This is a genomic window from Rhodoligotrophos defluvii (assembly GCF_005281615.1).
Lineage (GTDB): Bacteria > Pseudomonadota > Alphaproteobacteria > Rhizobiales > Im1 > Rhodoligotrophos > Rhodoligotrophos defluvii.
Genome location: NZ_SZZM01000001.1, coordinates 609,621 through 632,073, shown reverse-complemented (window position 1 = coordinate 632,073; position 22,453 = coordinate 609,621). Strand labels below are relative to the sequence as shown.

Here is a 22,453-nt window from a genome sequence, read left to right as displayed (position 1 = left end):
AGCCCATATCGCGACCGCCACAGTTGTGGCTTTCCAAGCACGTGGGCAAAGGAAGCGAGGAATTTACGCTAATTTCCGTTAAAAAATCCTCCCATCTGTCTTATTCTCGCATAAGTTGTGTTCACCGAATAATACGCCCGAAGGGTGCGTCGGGGAAAACAACGCGGAGGATAGCAGATGGACGTAGAGCACAGGGTCAGGACTATGGCGCTCGCCGGCGCCGCGTTGTGCACCATGACCGCTATCGGCCAAGCCGATGAGCTTTCCGCGCTCAAGGCTGAGCTCGCCGCGCTCGAGAACCGAATAGCCGAGCTGGAGGCGACAGCGCCCCGCGCAGCAGCCGTTCCCGAGGGAGCGGGCCTGATTACCTATTATCGTGGAACTGATACCGCCTCGGATTGGACCGTCGACCGTGCCGGCGAATCGATACCGACCGCGCGGGGCTTCACGATCGCTGTCACCCCAAGCGCAGACTTTCCTGTTCCAGTCCACGAGGTCACCATATCCGGCTATGTGAAGGGTGACTTCATCTACGACTTCAAGCGAGACGTCGGCGACTATTTCGCTTACAGCGACCTGGATTTCCGGCGGCATCACAGACATCTCCGGCTGCACGCCCGCCAATCGCGCTTCCGCATCCAATCGAAGTCGGACACGGAAATCGGCCAGATTCGCACATTGATCGAGGGCGACTTCTTCAGTGGCGGCGCATATGGCAATACCGACTTCCGGTTGCGGCATGCCTGGGGAGAATGGGACATGACGCCGAACTGGACGTTCGGTGCTGGCCAGACCTGGCGCAATTTCATGTCGCTCATCACAGGCATAACCACTGTGGACTTCTTCGGCCCCGCAGGCCTGATCGGCACGAGCCGCGTGGGCCAGGTCAGATTGACCTATCGGGACGGCCCCCACGTCTTTGCCATCTCGGCGGAAGATCCGACGGGGGAAGGCGACTGGCTCAACGGGTTCGGCCACAACGACGTCATGGCCGATTTTGCCGCGCGCTGGCAATACGACGCGGCCGGCGGGCACAAGTTCCTCGTCTCCGGCGCAACCCGCTACTTTGAGACCACCCGGCGCCGTGGCGCCATCCGCAGCGACGACGCGCTGGGCTGGGTGATCCAGGGCGCCGCCACGATCAATCTTGCCGATTACGCCACCTTCTCAACCAGCGTCATCTACGGCAACGGCGCCGGCAACTACATCGCCGGCAACGGACCTGCCTATTGGGTCCACCAGGACACCGGCCACATCTCTCTCATATCGGCGCTCGGTCTCTTCGCGGGCGTTGGCGTGCCGCTCACCGAAACCACCAGCTTCAACTTCGGCTGGGGCATGGTCGTAGCGGACCGCGAAGACATCAAGGGCGGCATTCTGAGAGGCGGCGTGGGCTCCGGCGAGATCGTCCGCGAGGTCATGAGCTTCCATGGCAATATCATCTGGAAGCCCGTCAACGAGCTGCACCTCGGCTGGGAAATCATCTATGGCGAACGCGAATACCACCACATTGCGGATGCCGGCAGAATAAGGCGTGACGACAATGTGCGCGGCCAGTTCGGCGCGTGGTTCTTCTTCTAAGCCCGCGCCCGGCGCGGGGCCGCGGGGCGCGCTCAGCCCGGTGTCTCCGGTGGATTGCCTGACTTCGGCTGGGTGCCCTTGTAGTAGGCCCATCCATTGACCACGATCTCTTCGAGAGGCGCGGTCAGCCGGTAGATGATGCCTTCCGGCCGAAACCGGATCGATGCTTCCCCCTGGACCGCCTGCGGCGCGATCTTGGTCAGCATCGTCCGGCCGAATCCGCCGGCATCCCCTTGCCAGTCGGAAACCGGCTTTTCCCGGCCGCGTTCGCTCCACACCAGTACGAAATAGAGTTCGCCGTCCCGCTTTGAGGTCGCCAGGCGCCAGGCCACCGACACGTGCCCTCCAGGCTCGGACAACGTTCCATGCTTGACCGCATTGGTGACGAGTTCATGCAGAGCCAGGCCGAGATACTGGGCGGCATTGGATTTGAGCATCAGCCGTCGGCCCCGCGTATGGATCCGGCTGCCGTAAGCGTCGAGATAGGGCCCGAGCTGGACCTTGACCAGCTCGGCGATCGACGCCCCCTTCCAATCGGTTGCCGTAAGCAGATCCTGAGCATGCCCGAGCGACAGCAGCCGGCCCGTGAACTTGCCCACGAAATCGCGGACATTCGCGCTCGTTTTCGCGGTCTGGTTGGCCAGCCCCTGCACGATAGACAGCATGTTCTTCGACCGATGCGCCACCTCGCGCATGAGCATCAGCACCCGCTCGTCTAGCCGCCGCTGCTCGGTCACGTCGGTCCATGACCCGCTCACGCCGACCACTTTCCCGTCCGCGCTTCGGAACGGATCCACACAGATCGTGTACCAACGGCGCTCACCCGACGGCAGGTCGACGAAGATGTCATCCCGCCGCCTGCGGCCGGTCAGCATCACCTTGTGCTTGATCGGCTCGAGCTGGGCGACCGTGGACTTGTTGAACAGCTCTTCGTCGGTGCGGCCGAGAATGGCGGATGCCTCCAGGCCAAGTGGCGGATTGATCACCCAGACATAGCGGAGATGTCGGTCCTGCACGAACACCGACATCCTCGCGCATTCGACAGCGGTAACCAGGTGTTGAATCTGCTCTTCCTGGTTCATCGTCGAAGCGTCACGGGGTAGGAACGTACAGGCAGCATCCGCCGAATCTCTCTCGATACTGTGCCGCGACGGCTGGTCTTTCCTTCCCGGAGATGCAGCGGGATCACCTGTCCTCACTGATATGAGAAGTACAATATCGAGAAACAAACAACGATTAGTATCAAAGCGGTAAACAGCACAATCCTGACATTGTGCCGCGGTTCGGCCTGCCGGGCCTCATTGGGCGTAAGGACCGGCGTGCTCTCTTGCTCTGAATGGTTGTCTCGGTCGGTCATCATGCCGGGAGAACGCCGCGGTCAAGCAAATGTTCCGCAACGTCAACGCGGCCCTGCATGAGCGTGCTCAGTAGGGCGCAGCGAGCTTGCCTGTCTCCACATAGACGGTCTTGAGCTGGGTGTAATGCTCGATCGCGGCCAAGGAATTCTCCCGGCCGATGCCGGACTGCTTGAAGCCGCCGAACGGGATCTCGATCGGGGTCACGTTATAGGTGTTGATCCAGCAGGTTCCGGCGTCGAGCGCGGCGATGACCCGGTGCCCGCGGCTCAGGTCCCGGGTGAACACGCCGGCAGACAGTCCGAAGATTGTATCGTTGGCGCGCGCGATCACCTCCTCTTCGCCCTCGAAGGCAAGAACGGTCATCACCGGCCCGAAGATTTCCTCGCGCACGATGGTCATGTCGTCCCGGCAGTCGGCGAACACGGTAGGTTCGATGAACCAGCCGCATTCGCAGCCTTGCACGGAGGCGCGCCGGCCGCCACAGACAAGGCGCGCGCCCTCGCGTGTACCGGCCTCGATATAGGCCATCACCCTCTGGCCATGCTCTTCCGAGATCAGGGCGCCCATCTGGGTCTCCGGATCCATTGGGTCCCCGATTCGGATCCGCTCGGCCCGCCTGGCAAGCCGGTCCAAGAATTCATCGAGCACCGGGCGCTGCACGAAGACGCGGGTGCCGTTGGAGCAGATCTCCCCCTGGGTATAGAAATTCCCGAGGATCGCGCCGGAGACCGCCGCGTCCAGATCGGCATCGTCGAACACGATGATCGGCGATTTGCCGCCGAGCTCGAGCGTGACATGCTTGAGGGTATCCGCCGCGGCCGCCATCACCGCCTTTCCCGTGCCTACCTCACCGGTCAGGGAGACCTTGGCGATGCCCGGTGAGGTGGTGAGCCAGCGGCCAACCCGGGCATCCCCCTGCACGACGTTGAACACCCCGTCTGGAAGGCCGGCCTCCGTGAAGATCTCCGCCAGCTTGGCGGCGGTGATCGGCGTGAGCTCGGCCGGCTTGAAGAGCATCGCATTGCCGCAGGCCAGGGCCGGCGCCGCTTTCCAGCACGCGATCTGCAGCGGATAGTTCCAGGCACCGATGCCGGCGCACACGCCGAGCGGCTCCCGCCTCGTATAGGCGAAGTTGGACCCGAGCTGGAAGTGGTCGCCATGAATGGCTGCGGCAATGCCCCCGAAATAGTCCAGGCAATCGGCGCCGGACAAAACGTCTACGGCGATGGCCTCCTGCCAAGGCTTGCCGGTATCGAGCACTTCGAGCCGGGCCAGCTCCTCATTGCGCGCCCTCAGAATGTCGGCAGCTCGGCGCAGGATGCGGCCCCGCTCCGCGCCCGTCTTCTGCCGCCAAGTTGAAAATCCGGCGCGAGCGGACTGCAAAGCCGCCCCGAGGTCAGAAGCAACGGCCTGCTCGACAATCGCCAGCACCTCGCCCGTTGCCGGATTGCGTGTCTCGAACCGCTCCGTTCCCGCCGAATCGACATAGCGGCCGCCGATATAGTTCTTGATATCGGACAGGATTGGCATAGGCGCTGCTCCCGTAAAGTGCCATGGGGCTCCCGGCCGGCCCCGCCGCGGATCCTACCGCCTTTCCTCCGGCACCGGCGGCCGCAGCACGACCACCATCGTGGCATGGGCGTCATCATCACCGGTGTTCTGGATCCGATGGGCACGGTCGCCCCGGTAGCGCAGGGTCTCGCCCGTCTTGATCTCGCGCGTCTCGCCGTCGACCGTCACCGATAGCATCCCCGACAGGACAGAGAGGTGCTCCTCCGATCCGGCCTGATGGGGCTCCGATTCGAGCACGCCGCCGGGCTTGGCATGGAAATCATAGACTTGAAACACTTCGACCAGCCCGAGCGCGCCGATAATATAGAGCGTGCACAGACCGTCCTCGCTGGTGAGCATGGGGATGCCCGCCCGGGTCTGGTGCTGGAGGAAATTCTCCCGGCTGTCCGCCTTCAGCGCTTCATCCAGTGTGATGTCCAGCGCCCGCGACAGGCGCCAGACCGTGCCGATGGTCGGGTTCGTCTCGTTGCGCTCGATCTGCGAGATGATCGACTTCGCCACCCCGGACTGCTCCGAGAGCTCCCCCAGCGACATGTTGTAGGCTTTGCGCAGCCGCTGAATGGTCTTTCCCAGAGCCGGCGCAATTTCATTTTCCGCATGCTCGCCGCCCATGCGGCGTCGGCGCGTTGACATCGGTCGCATTCCTCAGGATCACGGTGTTCTACATATCGAACAATTCAGATCATTGCGCCAAGTGTATGCGCTTTCTTTGGAAAAACAGCAATATGCTTACGACTCCACGGCCTCTGGCTGCGGAGCGTGTCTGGAATTGCGAACGGCAGGGCTAGGACTGAAGCGTCGGCCTAGTCGCGTGGCATCATGCGCGAGAGCGGCTGCTTCTGCCGGCCGGCGCCGTCGAAATTGTCGTCGGCGAGCCAGCGGGTGAAGCCGTTCCGGATCTCAGGCCACTCATCATCGGTGATGGAGAACCAGGCGGTATCGCGACTGCGGCCCTTCACGATCATATGCTTGCGGAAAACGCCCTCGAAGGTGAAGCCGAAGCGGCGCGCCGCGGCGCGCGAAGCGGCATTGAGCGCATCGCATTTCCATTCGAGCCTCCGGCAGCCTAGGTCCTCGAAGGCATGGCGCATGAGCAGGAAGATCGCCTCGGTGGCCTCCCGTGTCTTCTGCAAGCTGGGGGCGAGCCAGATATGGCCGATCTCGATCACCCCCGCCTCGGGCCGGATATTGAGATAGGACGCCATGCCGGCAGCCTTCCGCGTCTTGCGCGGCACGATGGCGTAGTAACGCGGGTCGGTGCTGGGCATCTGCCCCGTCAGCCAGCCGAGGAAGCCGGCAAGCCCCGGCCATGGGCCATAGCCCATGTACGTCCAGAGGGCCCCCTCCGGATCTGCCCCGCCGTGGGATGCCTCGAACAAAGCCGCGCCGTGCCGCACCGCATCGATCGGCTCCAGCGTCACCGTCCGCCCGAACAGGATGCGTCCGTCCGGAGCCCGCCCGGGGGGCAGCGGATCAACCCGCGGGCCGACCGGCCGCTCGTGGCGCTCGGCTTTGGCCGCCTCCCGTCGAGGCTCGGCAGGGGCTGACCTGCGATTTGCTGCAGGCCGAGCCGCTCTTTGGCCCGCCTCGGCACGAGAGGTCGCCCCGACCTTGGCCGGTTCAGCCTTGCCCTCACGGGATTTCCGCTTCGTGGCCTTGGCCGGAGCGCTATCGGACGATGCGGCCGTGATCGCATCGGCCTTGCGCCCCGCGCCGCCGCCCTTGCGTCTTCCCCTCGCTTCGCTCATGACGTGGGACCGCCCTACACCGTGATGCTCTCGCCGCTCGCCAGGGCGTTCACCTTGTTTCCTTGCGGCCCGAGCGCCTCAATGAAGGAATCAGGTGATTGAACCAATAGCGGGAACGTCTTGTAGTGCGCAGGCAGGATCACGGAGAAATCGAAGAACTTGGTGCAGGCCAGCGCCGCCACCTTGGGGCCCATGGTGAAACGGTCGCCTATGGGGACGATGCCGATGTCGGGCTTGTGGATCTCGGCGATCAGCGCCATGTCGCTGAAGATGTCGGTATCGCCCATGTGGTAGATGGTCTTGCCCTCGCGGGTCGTGACCACCAGGCCGCAGGGGTTGCCGAGATAGATCGTGTCCCCGTTGCTGCCGGTGGTGGAGGAGGAGTGGTCCGCCCGCACGAACGTCACATCGAAATCCGGCGTGGTGATCGTGCCACCCGTATTGGCATATTCGGCCGCCGGCGCCCCCTTGTTCTGGAGGTAGACGGCGAGCTCGTAGACTGCGATGACGGTCGCGTTGTTGGCCTTGGCAATGGAGACGGTATCGCCCACGTGGTCGTCATGGCCGTGCGTCAGGGCGATATGGGTCGTGCCTCGCGTCGCCTGGGCCGCATCCCCATTGAACGCCGCGAGGAAGGGATCGATCAGCAGAACGCTCGATCCGGTCTCGATACGGAAAGCGGAATGCCCGAGCCAGGTGATTTTCATGTGCGGATCCCAATCATCTCTGTGGCAAGGAAGAGCGGGAACCGCACGGTCGTGCAAGGCCCGACGGCAGCTCCGCTCCAGGACCAAGCCAACCTAGCGGAAGCATCCGGCTTTTCAACCATGAGCTTATCGGAGTGCCATGAGCAGCAGAACGGCGGGTGATCTGACCATAGAGGCGTTCGGCCGCCTGCTTGAACCGGGCGCGCGCCTGATGGGGCTTGATCTCGGCACAAAGACGATCGGCGTGGCGATGTCGGATGCAACCCGCACGATCGCCAGCCCGCGCGAAACCATCCGGCGCACCAAGTTCACCCACGACGCCGCGCGCTTGCTCGCCATCCTGAGCGAAGAGCCGGCGGGCGGCATCGTGCTCGGGCTCCCGGTCAACATGAACGGGACCGAGGGGCCACGCGCCCAGGCGACACGCGCCTTCATGCGCAATCTTGCGCAACTCACCCCGCTACCCATCCTGCTGTGGGACGAGCGCCTGTCCACCGCCGCCGTGACCCGCACGCTGCTTGAAGCGGATTCGAGCCGCGCCCGGCGGGCGGAGGTCGTCGACAAGCTCGCGGCTGCCTACATCCTGCAAGGCGTGCTCGATCGACTCCGGCTCTTTGCCGACAATAGCCGTCCACGCAATTAGCCGCGGCATTTCTCATGCAAGCGTCTTGAAGCAGGCACAAGCCGGTTCTATAGAACCAACTTTAAATGAGTCCCGACACCGTCCAACCCGCGCCGATCCTCTCTCAGCCGCATCTGCTGGGCATCGATGGCTTATCGGCGTCGGAAGTCATGCAGCTGCTCGACCTGGCCGACAGCTATGTGGAGCTCAATCGGCAGGGTGAGAAGAAACAGTCCGTCCTGCGCGGGCGCACCCAGATCAACCTGTTCTTCGAGCCGTCCACCAGGACCCAGAGCTCGTTCGAGCTGGCGGGCAAGCGGCTCGGTGCCGACGTGATGAACATGTCGGTGAAGGGCTCGTCCGTGTCCAAGGGCGAAACCCTGCTGGACACGGCCGTGACCCTCAATGCCATGCATCCCGACCTCCTGGTGATGCGCCACTCCTCCGCCGGGGCGGCCGAGCTGCTCGCGCAGAAGGTAGGCTGTGCCGTCATCAACGCCGGCGACGGCGCCCATGAGCATCCCACCCAGGCCCTGCTGGACGCGCTGACCATCCGCCGCCGCAAGGGCAATATCGAGGGTCTTACCGTCGCGATCAGCGGCGACATCCTGCACAGCCGGGTGGCCCGCTCCAACATCCTGCTGCTGCAGCTGCTCGGCGCCAGCGTGCGGGTGATAGCGCCCCGGTCGCTCTTGCCCTACGCAATCGAGCGGTTCGGCGTGCAGGTCTTTTCCCGCATGGAGGACGGCCTCAAGGATTGCGATATCGTGATGATGCTGCGCCTGCAGCTCGAGCGCATGAACGGCGCCTTCGTGCCGTCGGTGCGGGAATATTATCGCTATTTCGGCCTGGACGCGGCCAAGCTCGCCCATGCCAAGCCGGATGCGCTGGTCATGCATCCCGGCCCGATGAATCGCGGGGTTGAGATCGACAGCGCCGTGGCCGACGGTGTGCAAAGCGTCATCCGCGAACAGGTGGAGATGGGGGTCGCCGTTCGCATGGCCGTGCTCGATGCGCTGGCACGCAACCTGCCGAGCGCCCCGCCATCGTCTCCGCCTGGCTTCCATGGACGCCGCGACCCGGCCATCGGCGCTTATACGCAAGGCGGACCTGAGCCATGAGCGCGGCGATCATCTTGCCACCGGCCCAGGGCCCCTACGCCTATGTTAATGCCGAGATCGTCGATCCCTCCGCTGGAATGCAGGGCAGAGGCGGCATTCTCGTCGATGGCGGCCAGGTCGCCGCCTGCGGGCCCGAGGTCGTGCCGGACGGCCTCGGCGACATTCCGCATATCGACGCCAGCGGCCTCATCCTCGTGCCGGGCTTGGTGGACATGCGCGTGTTCACCGGCGAGCCCGGCGCCGAGCACCGGGAGACCCTCGCCTCCGCCTCCGAAGCCGCCGCGGCCGGTGGGGTCACCACCATCATTGTCATGCCGAACACCGACCCGGTGATCGACGATGCCGCCCTGGTCGATTTCATTCTGCGGCGCGCGCGCGACACGGCCATCGTTCGCGTGGCGCCAATGGCGGCGCTGACCAAGAAACTGGCCGGCGAGCAGATGACCGAGATCGGCCTGCTGCAGGAGGCCGGCGCCGTGGCGGTCACGGACGGCAACCGCTGTGTCACCAACGCCCGGGTGCTGCGCCGCGCCCTCTCCTATGCCCGCGATTTCGACATGCTGGTGGTGCAGCACGTGGAGGAGCGGGAGCTCGCCGCCGGCGGCGTGATGAACGAGGGCGAGGTCGCAAGCCGCCTGGGCCTGCCGGGCATTCCCACCGCCGCCGAGGTCATCATGCTGGAGCGCGACCTGCGCCTGGTCGAGCTCACCGGCGCCCGCTATCACGCGGCGCAGATCTCCTGCGCGGCCTCTGTCGAGCTCATCGCCCAAGCCAAGGCGCGAGGGCTGCCTGTCACCTGCGGCGTCTCCGTCAATCATCTCGTGCTGAACGAGAACGACATCGGCGCCTACCGCACCTTCTTCAAGCTGGCGCCCCCCTTGCGCACCGAAGCGGACCGGCAGGCGCTGGTGGCGGGCGTTGCGGCCGGCACAATCGACGTGATCGTATCGAGCCATGATCCACAGGAGCCCGACACCAAGCGGCTGCCGTTCAGCGAGGCGGAATTCGGGGCCATCGGGCTTGAGACCATGCTGCCGGCCCTGCTCGGGCTCGTTCATGACGGCGCTGTGCCTCTGCCCCGCTTGATCGATGCGCTGAGCACGGCGCCCGCCCGTATCTTGCGGCTCGGCATCGGCAGCCTTCGCCCCGGCGCGCCCGCCGACCTCGCCTTGGTCGCGCCGCACCAGTCTTGGCGCGTCGAGGCCGAGACGCTCAAATCCAAGTCGAAGAATTCGCCTTTCGAGCACCGGGTGCTGGAGGGCTGCGTGGTGCAGACGGTGGTCGCAGGCCACCTCGTCTTCGCCCGCAGCACGGCGTGAGCCAAGCCCCATGGACCTAACCTGGTCACTCCCCCTTGCGTCTGCGGCATTGCTGGCCCTGTTCGGCTATCTCTGCGGGTCGATCCCCTTCGGCCTGATCATCACCCGGTTCGCTGGCCACGGCGATATCAGGCAGATCGGCTCCGGCAACATCGGCACCACCAACGTGCTGCGCACCGGCTCCAAGATGCTCGCCGCCGCGACCCTGGTGGCCGATGCGCTGAAGGGCACGCTCCCGGTGCTGGTCGGCTGGCGCTGGGGCCCGGAAGGCGCGGCCGTGGCAGGGTTGGCCGCCTTTCTCGGCCATCTGTTTCCAGTATGGCTGCGATTCAAAGGCGGCAAAGGCGTTGCCACCTTTCTGGGCGTCATGTTCGGCTTTGCCTGGCCGCTCGGGCTGCTTTTCCTCGTGCTGTGGATCGCGGTCGTCTACGTCACCCGCTACTCCTCCATGGGCGGCATGACCGCAACGGCGTTGACAGCGGTGGCCTGCGCGGCATCTGATGGCAGCTGGCCTGGCCTCACCGCCGTCATCATGGGATTGATTGTCATCGCCGCCCACCACGAGAACATCGCACGGTTGTGGCGCGGCGAGGAATCCAAGATCAAGCTCGGCAAGTGACGCAAGGCCGTGGGGCGGGTGCTTTCATCTTGACGAAAGGCACCCTGGCGACCGGGGGGCGTCATGGCGAAGGAATCGATATCGCGGGCCGAACTGCTCGACTGGCTGCGCCTGTCCAACAGCGAGAACGTTGGGCCGGCGACCTTCCACGCCCTCATGGAACGCTATCGCTCGGCGCGGCGTGCGCTGGAGAAGCTACCGGAGCTGTCGGCCCGCGGCGGCCATAGGGGGCCTTTGCGTCTGTGCTCGCTGGAACAGGCCGAGCGGCTGCTTGAGGCCGCCGAGCGCGCCGGCGCACGTTTCATCGCCCATCGCGACCCGGGCTACCCTGCCCTGCTGCGCGCTCTCGATGCGGCACCGCCGCTGATCTGCGTGAAGGGTCAAGCCGCGCTTCTGGAGAAGGCGGCTGTGGCGATCGTCGGCTCGCGCAATGCGTCCGCCGCCGGACGCACCCTGGCCCGCCGTTTCGCCGCCGACCTCGGCCACATGGGCTTCGCTGTCGTGTCCGGTCTCGCCCGCGGCATCGACACAGCCGCCCATGAGGCGAGCCTTGCAACCGGCACCATCGCGGTGCTGGCCGGCGGCATCGATGTGATTTACCCGCCCGAGAATGCGGCCCTTGCCGCAGAAATCGGCGAGAAGGGCCTGCTCCTCACCGAAATGATGCCGGGCACCCAGCCCCAGGCCAAGCACTTCCCCCGCCGCAACCGGCTGATCGCCGGGCTCGCCCTCGGCGTGGTCGTGGTGGAGGCGGCGGAACGCTCGGGGTCATTGATCACCGCCCGGCTGGCGGTCGAGCAGGGCCGCGAGGTCTTCGCCGTCCCGGGTTCGCCGCTCGACCCGCGCGCCGCCGGTACCAACGGTCTGATTCGGCGCGGCGCCATGCTGGTCACATCCGCCAAGGATGTGGCCGAGGCGCTGGATCCCATGGCGAAGCCGCCCAAGGACGGCGGCTTTGCCGGGCATGATGACCGCCAAGCGCAGCCGCTCAGCGGCATGCCGGAGCCGGAGCCGCAGGAGCCGGAAATTGCCGAGGCCGACCGCCGCCGGATCATCAGCTTGCTCGGCACGACGCCCATCCCGCTCGATGTGCTGATCCGCGAGGCCGGCGTCGACCTGGGCGTGCTCCACGTGGTGCTGCTGGAACTCGAGCTTGCCGGCAAGCTCAGCCGCGCCGACGGCCGCATGGTGGTGCTGCGCGTGGAGGCCATCGACGCTTGAGACCGGTCAGGCCTGATGCACCGCGCATTGCTTGGCCGCGGCAAACCGCAGCTTCAGCGCCTCGTTATGGGCTTCCTGGAACACCATTTCCAGAAGATAGCCCAGGAAGGGCTGGTTCGCCTCCGCCGACATATCCCGCAGGGACAGCGCCATGTCGGCGATATATTCCACCACCGCCGCATCGCACTGCCCGCCGGGCGGCGTCGGCCGCATGGGTGCGGGACGCCGGCTGGCCGATGCCCCTCTGCTGGAGCCCGGTTCAGTGCCGAACGCCGCCTGACCTGCCGTCGCAAACACATAAGGCTTTGTTGTCATTATCCGCGCCTCGTTTCCATTAAGACATGCGCCCCGATTGGGGCGCATCCTGGTTCCTGGCGGCCGGATCAACCCCCGGCCGCCACACACCGCAAGAGATCGTACACCCAACCAGTGATTGTCATGAGCGTATAATAATCGCGGAAGGAGACAACCTTCCCCAACACATCCGCTATTTCGGTTTGGGCTGGATGGGCAACTTGCTTAAGCCCGGAGTGTGGCTTCGGAACATGGCCGACGCTTGTCAAAAAGGGTTCGGAAAAATGCGCCGGCTTGCCGGAACCCGGTTCAACCGGTATGAGCGGCGATGCCGTTTTGCTCGACAGGGCTTGCGGTTTGGTTGCTGCATAGCCATTTCGATCCGCTGAACCGCATCGAGGCTGGCCTCCTTGGAGTCTAGTCCGATCGCGAGCAGCAAAGCCTGCTAATCTCTGACTGGAAGCTTCATGACCGTTGTCGTCGTCGAATCGCCGGCCAAGGCCAAGACCATCAACAAGTATCTCGGGAGCGACTACACCGTGCTCGCTTCCTTCGGCCATGTGCGCGATCTGCCGGCGAAGGACGGCTCCGTCCGTCCCGACGAAGACTTCGCCATGTCCTGGGAGGTGGACGCCAAAGCCAAGAAGCGGCTGGACGACATTGCCCGCGCCCTCAAGTCTTCCCCCAAGCTGATCCTGGCGACCGACCCGGATCGCGAGGGTGAGGCCATCTCCTGGCATGTCCTCGAGGTGCTGAAGAAGAAGGGCCTGCTCAAGGACAAGCGCGTCGAGCGGGTAGCCTTCAACGCGGTGACGAAGTCGGCGGTCTCGGAAGCGATTCGCAACCCGCGCGAGATCGATGACGATCTGGTCGAAGCCTATCTCGCCCGCCGCGCGCTGGACTATCTCGTCGGCTTCACCCTGTCGCCGGTGCTGTGGCGCAAGCTGCCGGGCGCGCGCTCGGCCGGGCGAGTGCAATCGGTCGCCCTCCGGCTCGTCTGCGCCCGCGAGATCGAGATCGAGCGCTTCAAGCGCCAGGAATACTGGAGCATCGAGGCCGCCATGCGCACCAAGGCGGGCGAGCCGTTCGACGCCCGCCTGGCCGAGATCGACGGCCGCCGTCTCGACCGGCTGGAGATCGGCGATGGCACCACTGCCAATCGCATCGTCGCCGCCCTGCGCAACGGCCGCTTCACCATCCGCAGCGTCGAGAGCAAGCCGGCGCGGCGCAACCCGCAGCCACCGTTCATCACCTCCACCCTCCAGCAGGAGGCGTCCCGCAAGCTCGGCTTCTCGTCCAAGCACACGATGCAGCTCGCGCAGCGTCTCTATGAAGGTGTGGATATCGGCGGCGAGACGGTGGGCCTCATCACCTATATGCGAACCGACGGCGTGCAGATGGCGGAAGAGGCGATCACCGCCGCCCGCAGCGTCATCGGCAAGACCTACGGCCAGGCCTATGTGCCCCAGTCCCCCCGGCGCTACACTACCAAGGCGCGCAACGCCCAGGAGGCGCACGAGGCGATTCGGCCCACCGACCTCGCCCGCACCCCGCAGCAGGTGGAACGGGCTCTGGAGCCTGACATGGCGCGGCTCTACGAGCTGATCTGGAAGCGGACCATCGCCAGCCAGATGGAGAGCGCCGAGATCGAGCGGACCACCGTCGACATTTCCACCACGGGCAGCGATGGCCGCGAGCACGTGCTGCGCGCCACCGGCTCGGTGGTGCGGTTCGACGGCTTTCTCAGGCTCTATCAGGAAGGGCGCGACGACGAGGATGAGAGCGAGGACGGGCGCCGGCTGCCGCCCATGCGCGAGGGTGAGCCAGCCGAGCTGGTGAAGCTCTCGCCCGTCCAGCACTTCACCGAGCCGCCCCCGCGCTACACCGAAGCCTCGCTGATCCGCAAGATGGAAGAGCTGGGCATCGGCCGGCCTTCCACCTATACCGCCATCCTCACCACCCTGCGTGACCGGGGCTATGTGCGCCTCGACAAGAAGCGCCTCCTCCCGGAGGACAAGGGCCGCCTGGTCACCGCCTTCCTGGAAGGCTTCTTCCGGCGTTATGTGGAATATGATTTCACCGCCAACCTCGAGGAGCAGCTCGACCGCATCTCCAATGGCGATATCGACTGGAAGGCGGTGCTCCGCGACTTCTGGACCGATTTTATCGGGGCGGTGGAGAGCATCCAGGAACTCAGGGTCTCGGATGTGCTGGAGGAGCTCAACGAAATCCTCGGGCCGCACATCTTCCCGCCGACCGAAGACGGCGGCGACCCCAGGCAATGCCCCAACTGCGGCAACGGGCGCCTCAGCCTTAAGACGGGCAAGTTCGGCGCCTTCATCGGCTGCTCCAACTATCCGGAATGCCGCTACACCCGCCAGCTGGGCGATGGCGAGCAGGAGAAATCGCCGGCCGCTTCACCCGAAGGCCTGCCGCTCGGCGTGGACCCCGAAACCGGCCTCAACGTCACCCTGTTCGAAGGCCGCTTCGGACCCTATGTCCAGCTAGGCTCGGCAGAAGGCGAGGAGAAACCGAAGCGGGCCAGCATCCCGAAGGGCACCGCCATAGAGGATGTGGACCTTGAGATGGCGTTGCGGCTGCTGAGCCTGCCGCGCGAGATCGGCCTGCATCCGGAGACCAAGCAGCCGATCACCGCAAATTTCGGCCGCTTCGGACCATTCGTGAAGCATGGCAACACCTACGCCAACCTCGAAGGGCCGGAGGACGTGTTCACCATCGGCCTCAACCGGGCCGTGGCGCTGCTGGCGGAGAAGGAAGCGCGCGGCGGCCGCCGTCCCGGCCCCCAGGTGCTCAAGGAGCTGGGCGAGCACCCGCAGGGCGGCGGGTCGGTGCAGGTGCTGAGCGGTCGCTACGGCCCTTATGTCAAATACGGGAAGGTCAATGCTACCCTGCCCAAGGCTTTGGATCCCGAAGCGGTGACCATGGAGCAAGCGGTCGAGCTCATCGCCCAGAAGGCCGGTGACGGGGCTGGCGGGAAGGCGCGCGCCAAATCCGGCAATGGCAAAGCCAAGGTCGCCAAGGCCAACGGCAAGGCCGAACCTAAGAGCGCGGCTGGCAGCGCCAAGCGACAAAAGCCGGCCGGCCGAGCGGCCGGTACGCGGTCGAGCACTGCGAAGGTATCACCAAGCAAGAAGGCGGAAGCGTCATAAAAGAGATGTCGAAGGGACGCGGCGGGGGCGAGCGCAAGGCTACGGGCAAGAGCAGGCGATCGACTGAGCGCGCCCTGCCCTCCGAAGCCGAGATCCTGGATTTCCTGCAGACCCAGACCGGTCGCGTCGGCAAGCGGGAAATCGCGCGCGCCTTCAACATCAAAGGCGCGGACCGCATCGCCTTGAAGCAGCTGCTCAAGGACATGACGGCGCGCGGCCTGCTCCGCCGCGACAGCCGCGCCCTCGAGAACGCGGCACGGCTGCCGCCCGTCACCGTTCTCGAGGTGGTCGATATCAACGACGACGGCGACCTGGTCGCAACCCCCAGCAACTGGGACGCGGACGCCCAGGGCGTGGCACCCAGGGTGATAATCCCGCATCGGTCGCGCGCCAAGGCGCTGGGCCAGAGCGGACCGCCACCCGGTATCGGCAACCGGGTGCTCGCCCATATCGACGGCGGACCGCAGGGCGAGACGGAGGAACCCTATACCGGCCGGGTCATCAAGGTGCTCGACCAGGGCCTGACCCGCACCATCGGCGTCTTCCGCATCGCCCGGGGCCGCGGCATGCGCGTGCAGCCGGTGGACAAGAAGAACGCGAGCGACCTCATCGTGCTACCCGGCGATGATGCCGGGGCGCAGAGCGGCGAGCTGGTCTCCGTCGATGTCATCCGCGATCGCGGTCGCGGCCCCCGCCGGGCCCGCGTGCGCGAGCGGCTGGGCGATCTCACCGATCAGCGCAACATCAGTCTGATTGCCATCCATCAGCACGGGCTGCCCGATCATTTCCGCGAGCGCACCCTGGCGGAGGTGGAGAAGCTCAAGCCGGTGCAACCGCGCGGCCGCACCGACCTGCGCGACGTGCCGCTGATCACCATCGATCCGCCCGATGCCCGCGACCACGACGATGCCGTCTGGGCTGCGCCCGATACCGACCCGAAGAACGAAGGTGGGTTCAGAGTCATCGTGGCCATCGCCGACGTGGCGGCTTATGTCCGCCCCGGCACCGCCATCGACCGCGAGGCGCGCGACCGCGGCAACTCCGTCTATTTCCCCGACCGGGTGGTGCCCATGTTGCCGGAACGGCTGTCGGCCGACCTGTGCTCGCTGCGGCCGAACGAGGAGCGGCCGGCCATCGCCTGCTCCATGATCTTCGACCGGCAGGGCCGCAAGCTCGGCCACAGCTTCGCCCGGGTCATCATGCGCTCGGCCGCCAAGCTGTCCTACGAGCAGGCGCAGGCTGCCATAGACGGCCGCCCGGACGACGTGAGCGGTCCCCTGCTCGAACCGGTGCTGAAGCCGCTCTGGGCCGCCTATCGGGCGCTCGCCGCCGGCCGCAGGCGCCGCGGCCCCCTGGAGCTGGACCTGCCCGAGCGCAAGCTGATCCTCGACGCCCTTGGCCTCATCGACCGGGTGATCACCCCGGAGCGGCTCGATGCTCACAGGCTGATCGAGGAAATGATGATCCAGGCCAATGTCTCGGCCGCGGAAAGCCTAGAGGAGAGGAAGGTCCCCTTCATCTACCGCGTGCATGATGCGCCGGCGCCGGAAAAGGTGGAGGGCTTGATCGAGTTTCTCGCGACCCTTCACATCCCCTTCGCCAAGGGCCAGGTGCTCATGCCGAAGCACTTCAACCGCGTGCTCGATCGGGCGCGCGGCAGCGAGAACGAGCACCTGGTCAACACGGTGGTGCTGCGCAGCCAGGCCCAGGCCATCTATTCGCCGGAAAATCGCGGGCATTTCGGGCTCAACCTCAGGCGCTATGCCCATTTCACCTCGCCCATCCGCCGCTATGCCGACCTCATCGTGCACCGCGCCCTGATCACCGCTTTCGGCTTCGGCAAGGACGGGCTGTCGCAGGAGGATATCGAGCGGCTGGAAGAGACGTCCGAGCTGATTTCGGCAGCCGAGCGCCGGGCCATGGCGGCGGAACGGGACACGGTCGACCGCTTGGTCTCGGCATTCCTGGCCGACAAGGTGGGCGCCATCTTCCACGGCCGCATCGGCGGCGTCGCCCAAGCCGGCCTGTTCATTGCCCTGGCCGAGACCGGCGCGGACGGCTTCGTCCCGGCCGCGACCCTGGGCGGCGAGTACTACGATTACGACGAGGCAAACCATGCGCTCGTCGGCCGCGAATCCGGCGACACCTATCAGCTGGGCGACCCGGTGGAGGTGCGCCTTGCGGAGGCAACCCCGGTGGCGGGCGGCCTGCGCTTCGAGATGATCAGCCCGGGCAAGCCGGGCAAGCCGCTGAAATCAGGCTCACGAGCCCTGCGCGGCAGGCGCGGCCGCAGCTTTGCCGCGGCAGAGCGGAGCAAGGGGCGGCCCCGCGCCGCGCGCAGCCCGCGGGCCAACACCAAGCAGCGCGGCGGCTAACCGCAAGAACTGTCTAAAATGCCGCGATCCGATATAAACGGATCGCAAGTGATCCCTCCCAAACTAGGCCGCGGTCCATCCGCCGCTCTCACCATCTGGCCGGCACTCTGCAGCGGTCCGGCCTCACTCGTCAATCGACTCGCGGCTGGTGGCGCCGGAGCCGGCCGGAGATGTTCGAAAACAAGTCGCAGCCTGTACTGTCTCGTGCCCGCTGGCGCCGGCGCGTCGCCTGTTCTGCAGCATTCGCAGGCGCGCTCCTGGTACTGTCCATGGGGATTGGCACCCTCGGCTTGCATTTTCTTGGTCCGCTTGGCTGGCAAGAAGCAGCCTTCAACGCGGCATTGATCTTGGGGGGCATGGGACTCGTCGACCACATCGAGAGTTCGTCCGGAAAGCTGTTCGCCGGCTGCTTCGTCCTATTTGCCGACATCGTCTTCGTGGGCATAGCCGGCATCCTTGTGGCCCCTTGGGCGCACCGCCTGCTTCACACGTTCCATGCGGATCTTGATTGAAGCCAATCGCCCGAAACAGCTATTGCTTCCCCATATAGTGGCCGACTGCCGCTCCGAGCGCCACGCCGATGGCGATGCCGATGGCCGGATCATCCAGCACGGCAACCCCGAGCACCCAGCCCAGAGCAACTCCTATGGCAATGCCCAAAGCCATGGCTGAACGCTCGCACAACCGCGCGGCGACACTGTGGCGCTAAAGCTGTCGCTGCTTACTTTGACGTCTACGGCAACCCGTTGGAGTCGTCCCTTGACATTCGCGTTGTTCAGCGGGATTGAGAGCCTATGTCCGAACGTAAGATCCTTCCTGAACCCGACCCGCAGATGCTGGACGGCAAGCCGGTGCCGGGGCCTAGCGTCCGCCCGCGCGATGCCGCAACCCTGATTGTGCTGCGCAATGATGGCGACGCCCGCCGCGTGATGATGGGCAAGCGGCATGAGGCGCACAAGTTCATGCCGAACAAGTTCGTCTTTCCCGGTGGGCGGCTCGATCCTGCCGACTGCCGGCTCTCGGTCGAGCACCACCTGCATCCGCTGGTGGAGGAAAAGCTGCTCGTCCAAATGCGTGGCCGGGTCAGCCGGGCGCGCGCCCGCGGGCTCGCCCTGGCCGCCATCCGCGAAGCCTTCGAGGAGACCGGGCTTATTGTCGGCAAGCCCGCCCACGGCAAGCTGCCGCGCACGTCAGACAAAGCCTGGCAGAGCTTCCTCAGCACCGGCTACGTGCCTGATCTCTCGGGCCTGCGCTATTTCGCCCGGGCCATCACCCCGCCCGGACGGCCGCGCCGGTTCGACGCGCGCTTCTTCGTGGTCGACGCGAGCTGCGTGGCCAATATCGATGAGCCGCATGTGGTCGACACGGAAGAGCTGCTCGACCGCTACTGGTTCACCTTCGAGGAGGCCCGCGCCCAGGAGCTGCCCTGGATCACCCGCGAGATCCTGCGCATGCTCGAGGAGGCCCTGGACAAGGACGGCGAGATCGCCCCCGGCTGCACGGTTCCCTTCCAGCGGCGGCAAGGCGCCGACTGGATCCACGAAACGATCTGACCTGGGCGTCGAGGATTCCGCGGTTGATCCCTTGACATTACCCATATCCGCGCGCGATATGCGGAGCAAATGACGCAAGCCGCATGTGCCGGCGCGAACAATTCCTGGAGTTGCCCCATGGCGAAGCCGACCACACTGAAGATCAAGCTCGTCAGCACCGCGGGCACCGGCTATTTCTATACCGCGAAGAAGAATTCGCGCACCATGACCGAGAAGCTCTCGCTGAAGAAATACGACCCGGTGGCGCGCAAGCACGTCGAGTTCAAGGAAGCCAAGATCAAGTGACGGCGGCCGGCAGGCGCACGGATCCTGCCGGTTTCAATTTGATCTCCGAAAAGGCATCGCATCCTGCGGTGCCTTTTTGCTATGGTGGGTCATCCTGCACGATGTGGCGATGCCATATCGCGGTGTGCACCATCGGATAAGAGCGAAAATCCCCTAACGGAGGCTACCCATGTCCGCTGCCGAAGACTATCGCAATCAGATCACGAGCATGGCCTACCGCAATCAGGCGTTCATCAACGGCAAATATGTCGATGCCGCCTCGGGCAAGACCTTCGATTGCGTGAGCCCGATCGACGGCCGTGTGCTCACCAAGGTGGCGGCCTGCGACCGGGAAGACGTCGACCGGGCCGTAAAGGCCGCCCGCGCCGCCTTCGAATCCGGCAAGTGGTCCACCATCGCCCCGCGCAAGCGTAAGAAGACGCTGCTGAAATTCGCCGCCCTGGTCGACCAGCACAAGGAGGAACTTGCCCTGCTCGAGACCCTCGACATGGGCAAGCCCATCAAGGAATCGCTCAATTCCGACATGAACGGCGTCGTGAACTGCATGGAGTGGTTCGCCGAGTCGGTGGACAAGATGTATGACGAGCTCGCCCCGGCCCGTCCCGACTCCGTCTCGCTGATCACCCGCGAGCCGCTCGGCGTGGTTGCTGCGGTGGTGCCTTGGAACTTCCCGCTGCTGATGGCGGCCTGGAAATATGCCCCGGCTCTTGCCGCCGGCAATGCCGTGATCCTCAAGCCGGCCGAGCAGTCGCCCTTGACCGCCATCCGCATCGCCGAGCTGGCGACGGAGGCCGGCATCCCCGACGGCATCTTCCAGGTGCTGCCCGGCTTTGGCGAGACCGCAGGCCAGGCGCTGGGCCTTCATATGGATGTGGACATGGTCGCCTTCACCGGCTCGACCGAGGTCGGCAAGTACTTCCTGAAATATGCCGGCGAATCCAACATGAAGCACATCAGCCTCGAGTGCGGCGGCAAGTCGCCCAACATCATCTTCTCCGATGTGGCCGACCTTGACCGCGCCGCGCGCGAGGCGGCGGCCGGCGTGTTCTATAATTCCGGCCAGGTCTGCACCGCCGCCACTCGCCTGCTGGTCCAACAGGACATCCGCGACGAGTTCGTGGCGAAAGTCGCGCGATATGCCGAGGCCTGGGCCCCGGGCGACCCGCTCGATCCCAAGACCCTCATGGGCTCCATGGTCGACAAGACGCAGATGGAGCGGGTGATGAGCTACATCAATATCGGCCGCGAGGAAGGCGCCAAGATCGCAGTCGGCGGCACGCCGGCCCGCCAGGACAGCGGCGGTTTCTACGTGCAGCCCACCATCTTCGATGCGGTGAACAACAACATGCGCATCGCTCAGGAAGAGATCTTCGGCCCCGTGCTGTCGACCATCCCGTTCAAGGACGAGGAAGAGGCCATCTCCATCGCCAATAACAGCATTTATGGCCTGCAGGCCAATCTGTGGACCCGCGATGTGGTGAAGGCTCACACCGTCGCCCGCGCGCTGCGCGCCGGCACGGTGAATGTGAACGCCACCGACGGTGGCGACATCACCGCGCCCTTCGGCGGCTACAAGCAGTCGGGGATCGGCCGCGACAAGTCGCTGCACGCCTACGAGAAATACACGCAGATCAAGCACACCTTCGTCAATCTGCGCTGAGCCTCTGCATGCACCTGACCGCCGGGTCATGAGCCCGGCGGTTCAGGAACTCAGGGATCGTCAGTGCCGCGCTTGACGCGGCAATCCAGGGCGGACGGGGAAAGCCATGCCGCGCCGTCCGAGAGCTGTTCCGCTTTTCTTCGAATCGCGGAACCGCTCCAAGTTCTTGCTTGGTCGCATTTTCTTCACGCGAACCGGTATCCACTTCGCTCGAAAATGCTCTAAAGCCCCGTCGCCTCGTCCGCCCCGATCATGATGTTCAGGTTCTGCACGGCTTGGCCGGACGCACCCTTGCCGAGATTATCGAGCAGCGCGACGAGCCGCGCCTGCCTCAGCTTGTCGTTGCCGAACACGAACAGCTTCAGCCGGTTGGTGCCGTTGAGCCCCTCCGGATCGAGCGAGGCGAGCCCTTCGCACTCCGCCCGCGAGGCCACCTCCACGAACCGGCTGTCCGCATAGGTCGCGGCGAGCAGCGCGCGGATGTCGTCCGTGCCCGCCGCCTTCGGTAGCGCCCACAGCTGCAGCGGCACCTCCACCAGCATGCCCTGCGCGAACCGGCCGACGCTCGGCGCGAACAGCGGCGGTTGGTGCAGCCCGGTATAGCGCTGCATCTCGGCAATGTGCTTGTGCCCCAGCCCCAAGGCATAGAGTCTGAAGTGATCGTGGGTATAGCTCGCCGCCTGCGGGTCCTCGAAGGCGGCGATCAGGCTCTTGCCGCCGCCGCTATAGCCCGAGACCGCGTTGATCGTGACCGGCCAGCCAGCGGGAATGATCCCATGCTCGACCAGCGGCCGGATCAGAGCGATGGCGCCGGTCGGGTAACAGCCGGGATTGGTGACGCGGCGCGAGGAGGCGATGGTCTCCCGCTGGTCGCGTGCCATTTCCGGAAAGCCATAGGTCCAGCCTTGCGCGGTGCGATGAGCCGTCGAGGCATCGATCACCCGCACGCTCCGCCGCTCGATCAGCGACAGGGCGTCGACGGCCGCATCATCCGGCAGGCAGAGGATCACGACGTCGGCCTCGTTGATGGCTTCGCGCCGGGCCGCCTCGCTCTTGCGCCGGGCCTCATCCAGGCGGATCATGGTCAGATCCGGCCGTTGATCGAGCCTCGCGCGGATCTGCAGCCCCGTGGTGCCAGCCTCGCCGTCAATGAAAACCTTGGTCGCCATCGATCCTACCTGTTTGCGGAACTTGCCTAATTAGGGGGCAGCCGAGCCGCAATCAAGGTGCAGTCCTCAACCCCATGCG

General features: G+C 65.4%; 20 protein-coding genes. 12 read left to right on the top strand and 8 right to left on the bottom strand.

The window, feature by feature from the left end; genetic code table 11:
- Nucleotides 1-177: 177 nt before the first annotated feature.
- Nucleotides 178-1,581, top strand: a complete 1,404-nt coding sequence (locus E4P09_RS03030) for a carbohydrate porin (protein WP_137388086.1) — start codon at nucleotides 178-180, stop codon at nucleotides 1,579-1,581.
- 32 nt (nucleotides 1,582-1,613) lie between these two features.
- Here E4P09_RS03030 and E4P09_RS03025 read toward each other — a convergent pair whose 3' ends face one another.
- The 5 genes from E4P09_RS03025 to E4P09_RS03005 all read right to left on the bottom strand — a co-directional run bounded on the left by E4P09_RS03025 (nucleotide 1,614) and on the right by E4P09_RS03005 (nucleotide 6,966).
- Nucleotides 1,614-2,597: an HWE histidine kinase domain-containing protein gene (locus E4P09_RS03025; RefSeq protein WP_170984200.1), complete on the bottom strand. Its 984-nt coding sequence runs from the start codon at nucleotides 2,595-2,597 to the stop codon at nucleotides 1,614-1,616.
- 408 nt (nucleotides 2,598-3,005) lie between these two features.
- Nucleotides 3,006-4,469 carry a betaine-aldehyde dehydrogenase gene (gene betB / locus E4P09_RS03020; protein ID WP_137388084.1) on the bottom strand — a complete coding sequence of 488 codons (1,464 nt, stop codon included), beginning with the start codon at nucleotides 4,467-4,469 and terminating at the stop codon, nucleotides 3,006-3,008.
- Nucleotides 4,470-4,523: 54 nt separating this feature from the next.
- On the bottom strand, nucleotides 4,524-5,144 hold the full coding sequence (locus tag E4P09_RS03015) for a helix-turn-helix domain-containing protein (RefSeq protein ID WP_170984199.1): 621 nt from the start codon (nucleotides 5,142-5,144) through the stop codon (nucleotides 4,524-4,526).
- Between the two features lie 170 nt (nucleotides 5,145-5,314).
- Complete coding sequence (locus E4P09_RS03010) at nucleotides 5,315-6,259, bottom strand: GNAT family N-acetyltransferase (RefSeq protein ID WP_137388082.1); 945 nt, start codon at nucleotides 6,257-6,259, stop codon at nucleotides 5,315-5,317.
- A gap of 14 nt (nucleotides 6,260-6,273) precedes the next feature.
- Nucleotides 6,274-6,966 (bottom strand): metal-dependent hydrolase, encoded by a 693-nt coding sequence (locus E4P09_RS03005; RefSeq protein ID WP_137388081.1) that lies wholly within the window; start codon nucleotides 6,964-6,966, stop codon nucleotides 6,274-6,276.
- A 139-nt stretch (nucleotides 6,967-7,105) separates the two neighbouring features.
- Here E4P09_RS03005 and ruvX point away from each other — a divergent pair, with 139 nt between their 5' ends.
- The 5 genes from ruvX to dprA all read left to right on the top strand — a co-directional run bounded on the left by ruvX (nucleotide 7,106) and on the right by dprA (nucleotide 11,868).
- Complete coding sequence (gene ruvX / locus E4P09_RS03000; protein ID WP_137388080.1) at nucleotides 7,106-7,609, top strand: Holliday junction resolvase RuvX; 504 nt, start codon at nucleotides 7,106-7,108, stop codon at nucleotides 7,607-7,609.
- Nucleotides 7,610-7,674: 65 nt separating this feature from the next.
- The gene (locus E4P09_RS02995) at nucleotides 7,675-8,709 is read left to right on the top strand and encodes an aspartate carbamoyltransferase catalytic subunit (protein ID WP_137388079.1); all 1,035 of its coding nucleotides are present in this window, start codon (nucleotides 7,675-7,677) and stop codon (nucleotides 8,707-8,709) included.
- Complete coding sequence (gene pyrC / locus E4P09_RS02990; protein WP_137388078.1) at nucleotides 8,706-10,028, top strand: dihydroorotase; 1,323 nt, start codon at nucleotides 8,706-8,708, stop codon at nucleotides 10,026-10,028. The genes E4P09_RS02995 and pyrC overlap by 4 nt, the downstream gene beginning before the upstream one ends.
- A gap of 10 nt (nucleotides 10,029-10,038) precedes the next feature.
- Nucleotides 10,039-10,647 (top strand): glycerol-3-phosphate 1-O-acyltransferase PlsY, encoded by a 609-nt coding sequence (gene plsY, locus E4P09_RS02985; RefSeq protein ID WP_137388077.1) that lies wholly within the window; start codon nucleotides 10,039-10,041, stop codon nucleotides 10,645-10,647.
- Nucleotides 10,648-10,710: 63 nt separating this feature from the next.
- Nucleotides 10,711-11,868 carry a DNA-processing protein DprA gene (dprA, locus tag E4P09_RS02980; RefSeq protein WP_137388076.1) on the top strand — a complete coding sequence of 386 codons (1,158 nt, stop codon included), beginning with the start codon at nucleotides 10,711-10,713 and terminating at the stop codon, nucleotides 11,866-11,868.
- Nucleotides 11,869-11,874: 6 nt separating this feature from the next.
- Here dprA and E4P09_RS02975 read toward each other — a convergent pair whose 3' ends face one another.
- Nucleotides 11,875-12,183, bottom strand: coding sequence for a hypothetical protein (locus E4P09_RS02975; RefSeq protein WP_137388075.1), 309 nt, complete (start codon nucleotides 12,181-12,183; stop codon nucleotides 11,875-11,877).
- A gap of 446 nt (nucleotides 12,184-12,629) precedes the next feature.
- Between E4P09_RS02975 and topA the strand changes: the two genes are divergently transcribed.
- The 3 genes from topA to E4P09_RS02960 all read left to right on the top strand — a co-directional run bounded on the left by topA (nucleotide 12,630) and on the right by E4P09_RS02960 (nucleotide 18,219).
- Nucleotides 12,630-15,332, top strand: a complete 2,703-nt coding sequence (topA, locus tag E4P09_RS02970; RefSeq protein WP_137388074.1) for a type I DNA topoisomerase — start codon at nucleotides 12,630-12,632, stop codon at nucleotides 15,330-15,332.
- 5 nt (nucleotides 15,333-15,337) lie between these two features.
- Nucleotides 15,338-17,707 (top strand): ribonuclease R, encoded by a 2,370-nt coding sequence (gene rnr / locus E4P09_RS02965; RefSeq protein ID WP_137388073.1) that lies wholly within the window; start codon nucleotides 15,338-15,340, stop codon nucleotides 17,705-17,707.
- 170 nt (nucleotides 17,708-17,877) lie between these two features.
- A complete protein-coding gene (locus E4P09_RS02960; RefSeq protein ID WP_137388072.1) occupies nucleotides 17,878-18,219 on the top strand; it encodes a hypothetical protein in 342 nt (113 codons plus the stop codon).
- Between the two features lie 19 nt (nucleotides 18,220-18,238).
- Here the strand turns inward: E4P09_RS02960 and E4P09_RS26675 are convergent, their stop codons facing one another.
- Nucleotides 18,239-18,373, bottom strand: a complete 135-nt coding sequence (locus E4P09_RS26675) for a glycine zipper domain-containing protein (RefSeq protein ID WP_275406434.1) — start codon at nucleotides 18,371-18,373, stop codon at nucleotides 18,239-18,241.
- A gap of 128 nt (nucleotides 18,374-18,501) precedes the next feature.
- On the opposite strand from E4P09_RS26675, the gene E4P09_RS02955 reads away from it, so the two are divergent.
- The 3 genes from E4P09_RS02955 (at nucleotide 18,502) to E4P09_RS02945 (ending at nucleotide 21,205) form a co-directional block, all read left to right on the top strand.
- On the top strand, nucleotides 18,502-19,260 hold the full coding sequence (locus E4P09_RS02955) for an NUDIX hydrolase (RefSeq protein WP_137388071.1): 759 nt from the start codon (nucleotides 18,502-18,504) through the stop codon (nucleotides 19,258-19,260).
- Between the two features lie 117 nt (nucleotides 19,261-19,377).
- Entirely contained in the window at nucleotides 19,378-19,545 is a 168-nt protein-coding gene (gene rpmG / locus E4P09_RS02950; protein ID WP_137388070.1) for a 50S ribosomal protein L33, read from the top strand.
- Between the two features lie 169 nt (nucleotides 19,546-19,714).
- Nucleotides 19,715-21,205 carry an aldehyde dehydrogenase gene (locus tag E4P09_RS02945; protein WP_137388069.1) on the top strand — a complete coding sequence of 497 codons (1,491 nt, stop codon included), beginning with the start codon at nucleotides 19,715-19,717 and terminating at the stop codon, nucleotides 21,203-21,205.
- Between the two features lie 221 nt (nucleotides 21,206-21,426).
- Here the strand turns inward: E4P09_RS02945 and argC are convergent, their stop codons facing one another.
- Nucleotides 21,427-22,374 (bottom strand): N-acetyl-gamma-glutamyl-phosphate reductase, encoded by a 948-nt coding sequence (gene argC / locus E4P09_RS02935; RefSeq protein ID WP_137388067.1) that lies wholly within the window; start codon nucleotides 22,372-22,374, stop codon nucleotides 21,427-21,429.
- Between the last annotated feature and the right edge of the window lie 79 nt (nucleotides 22,375-22,453).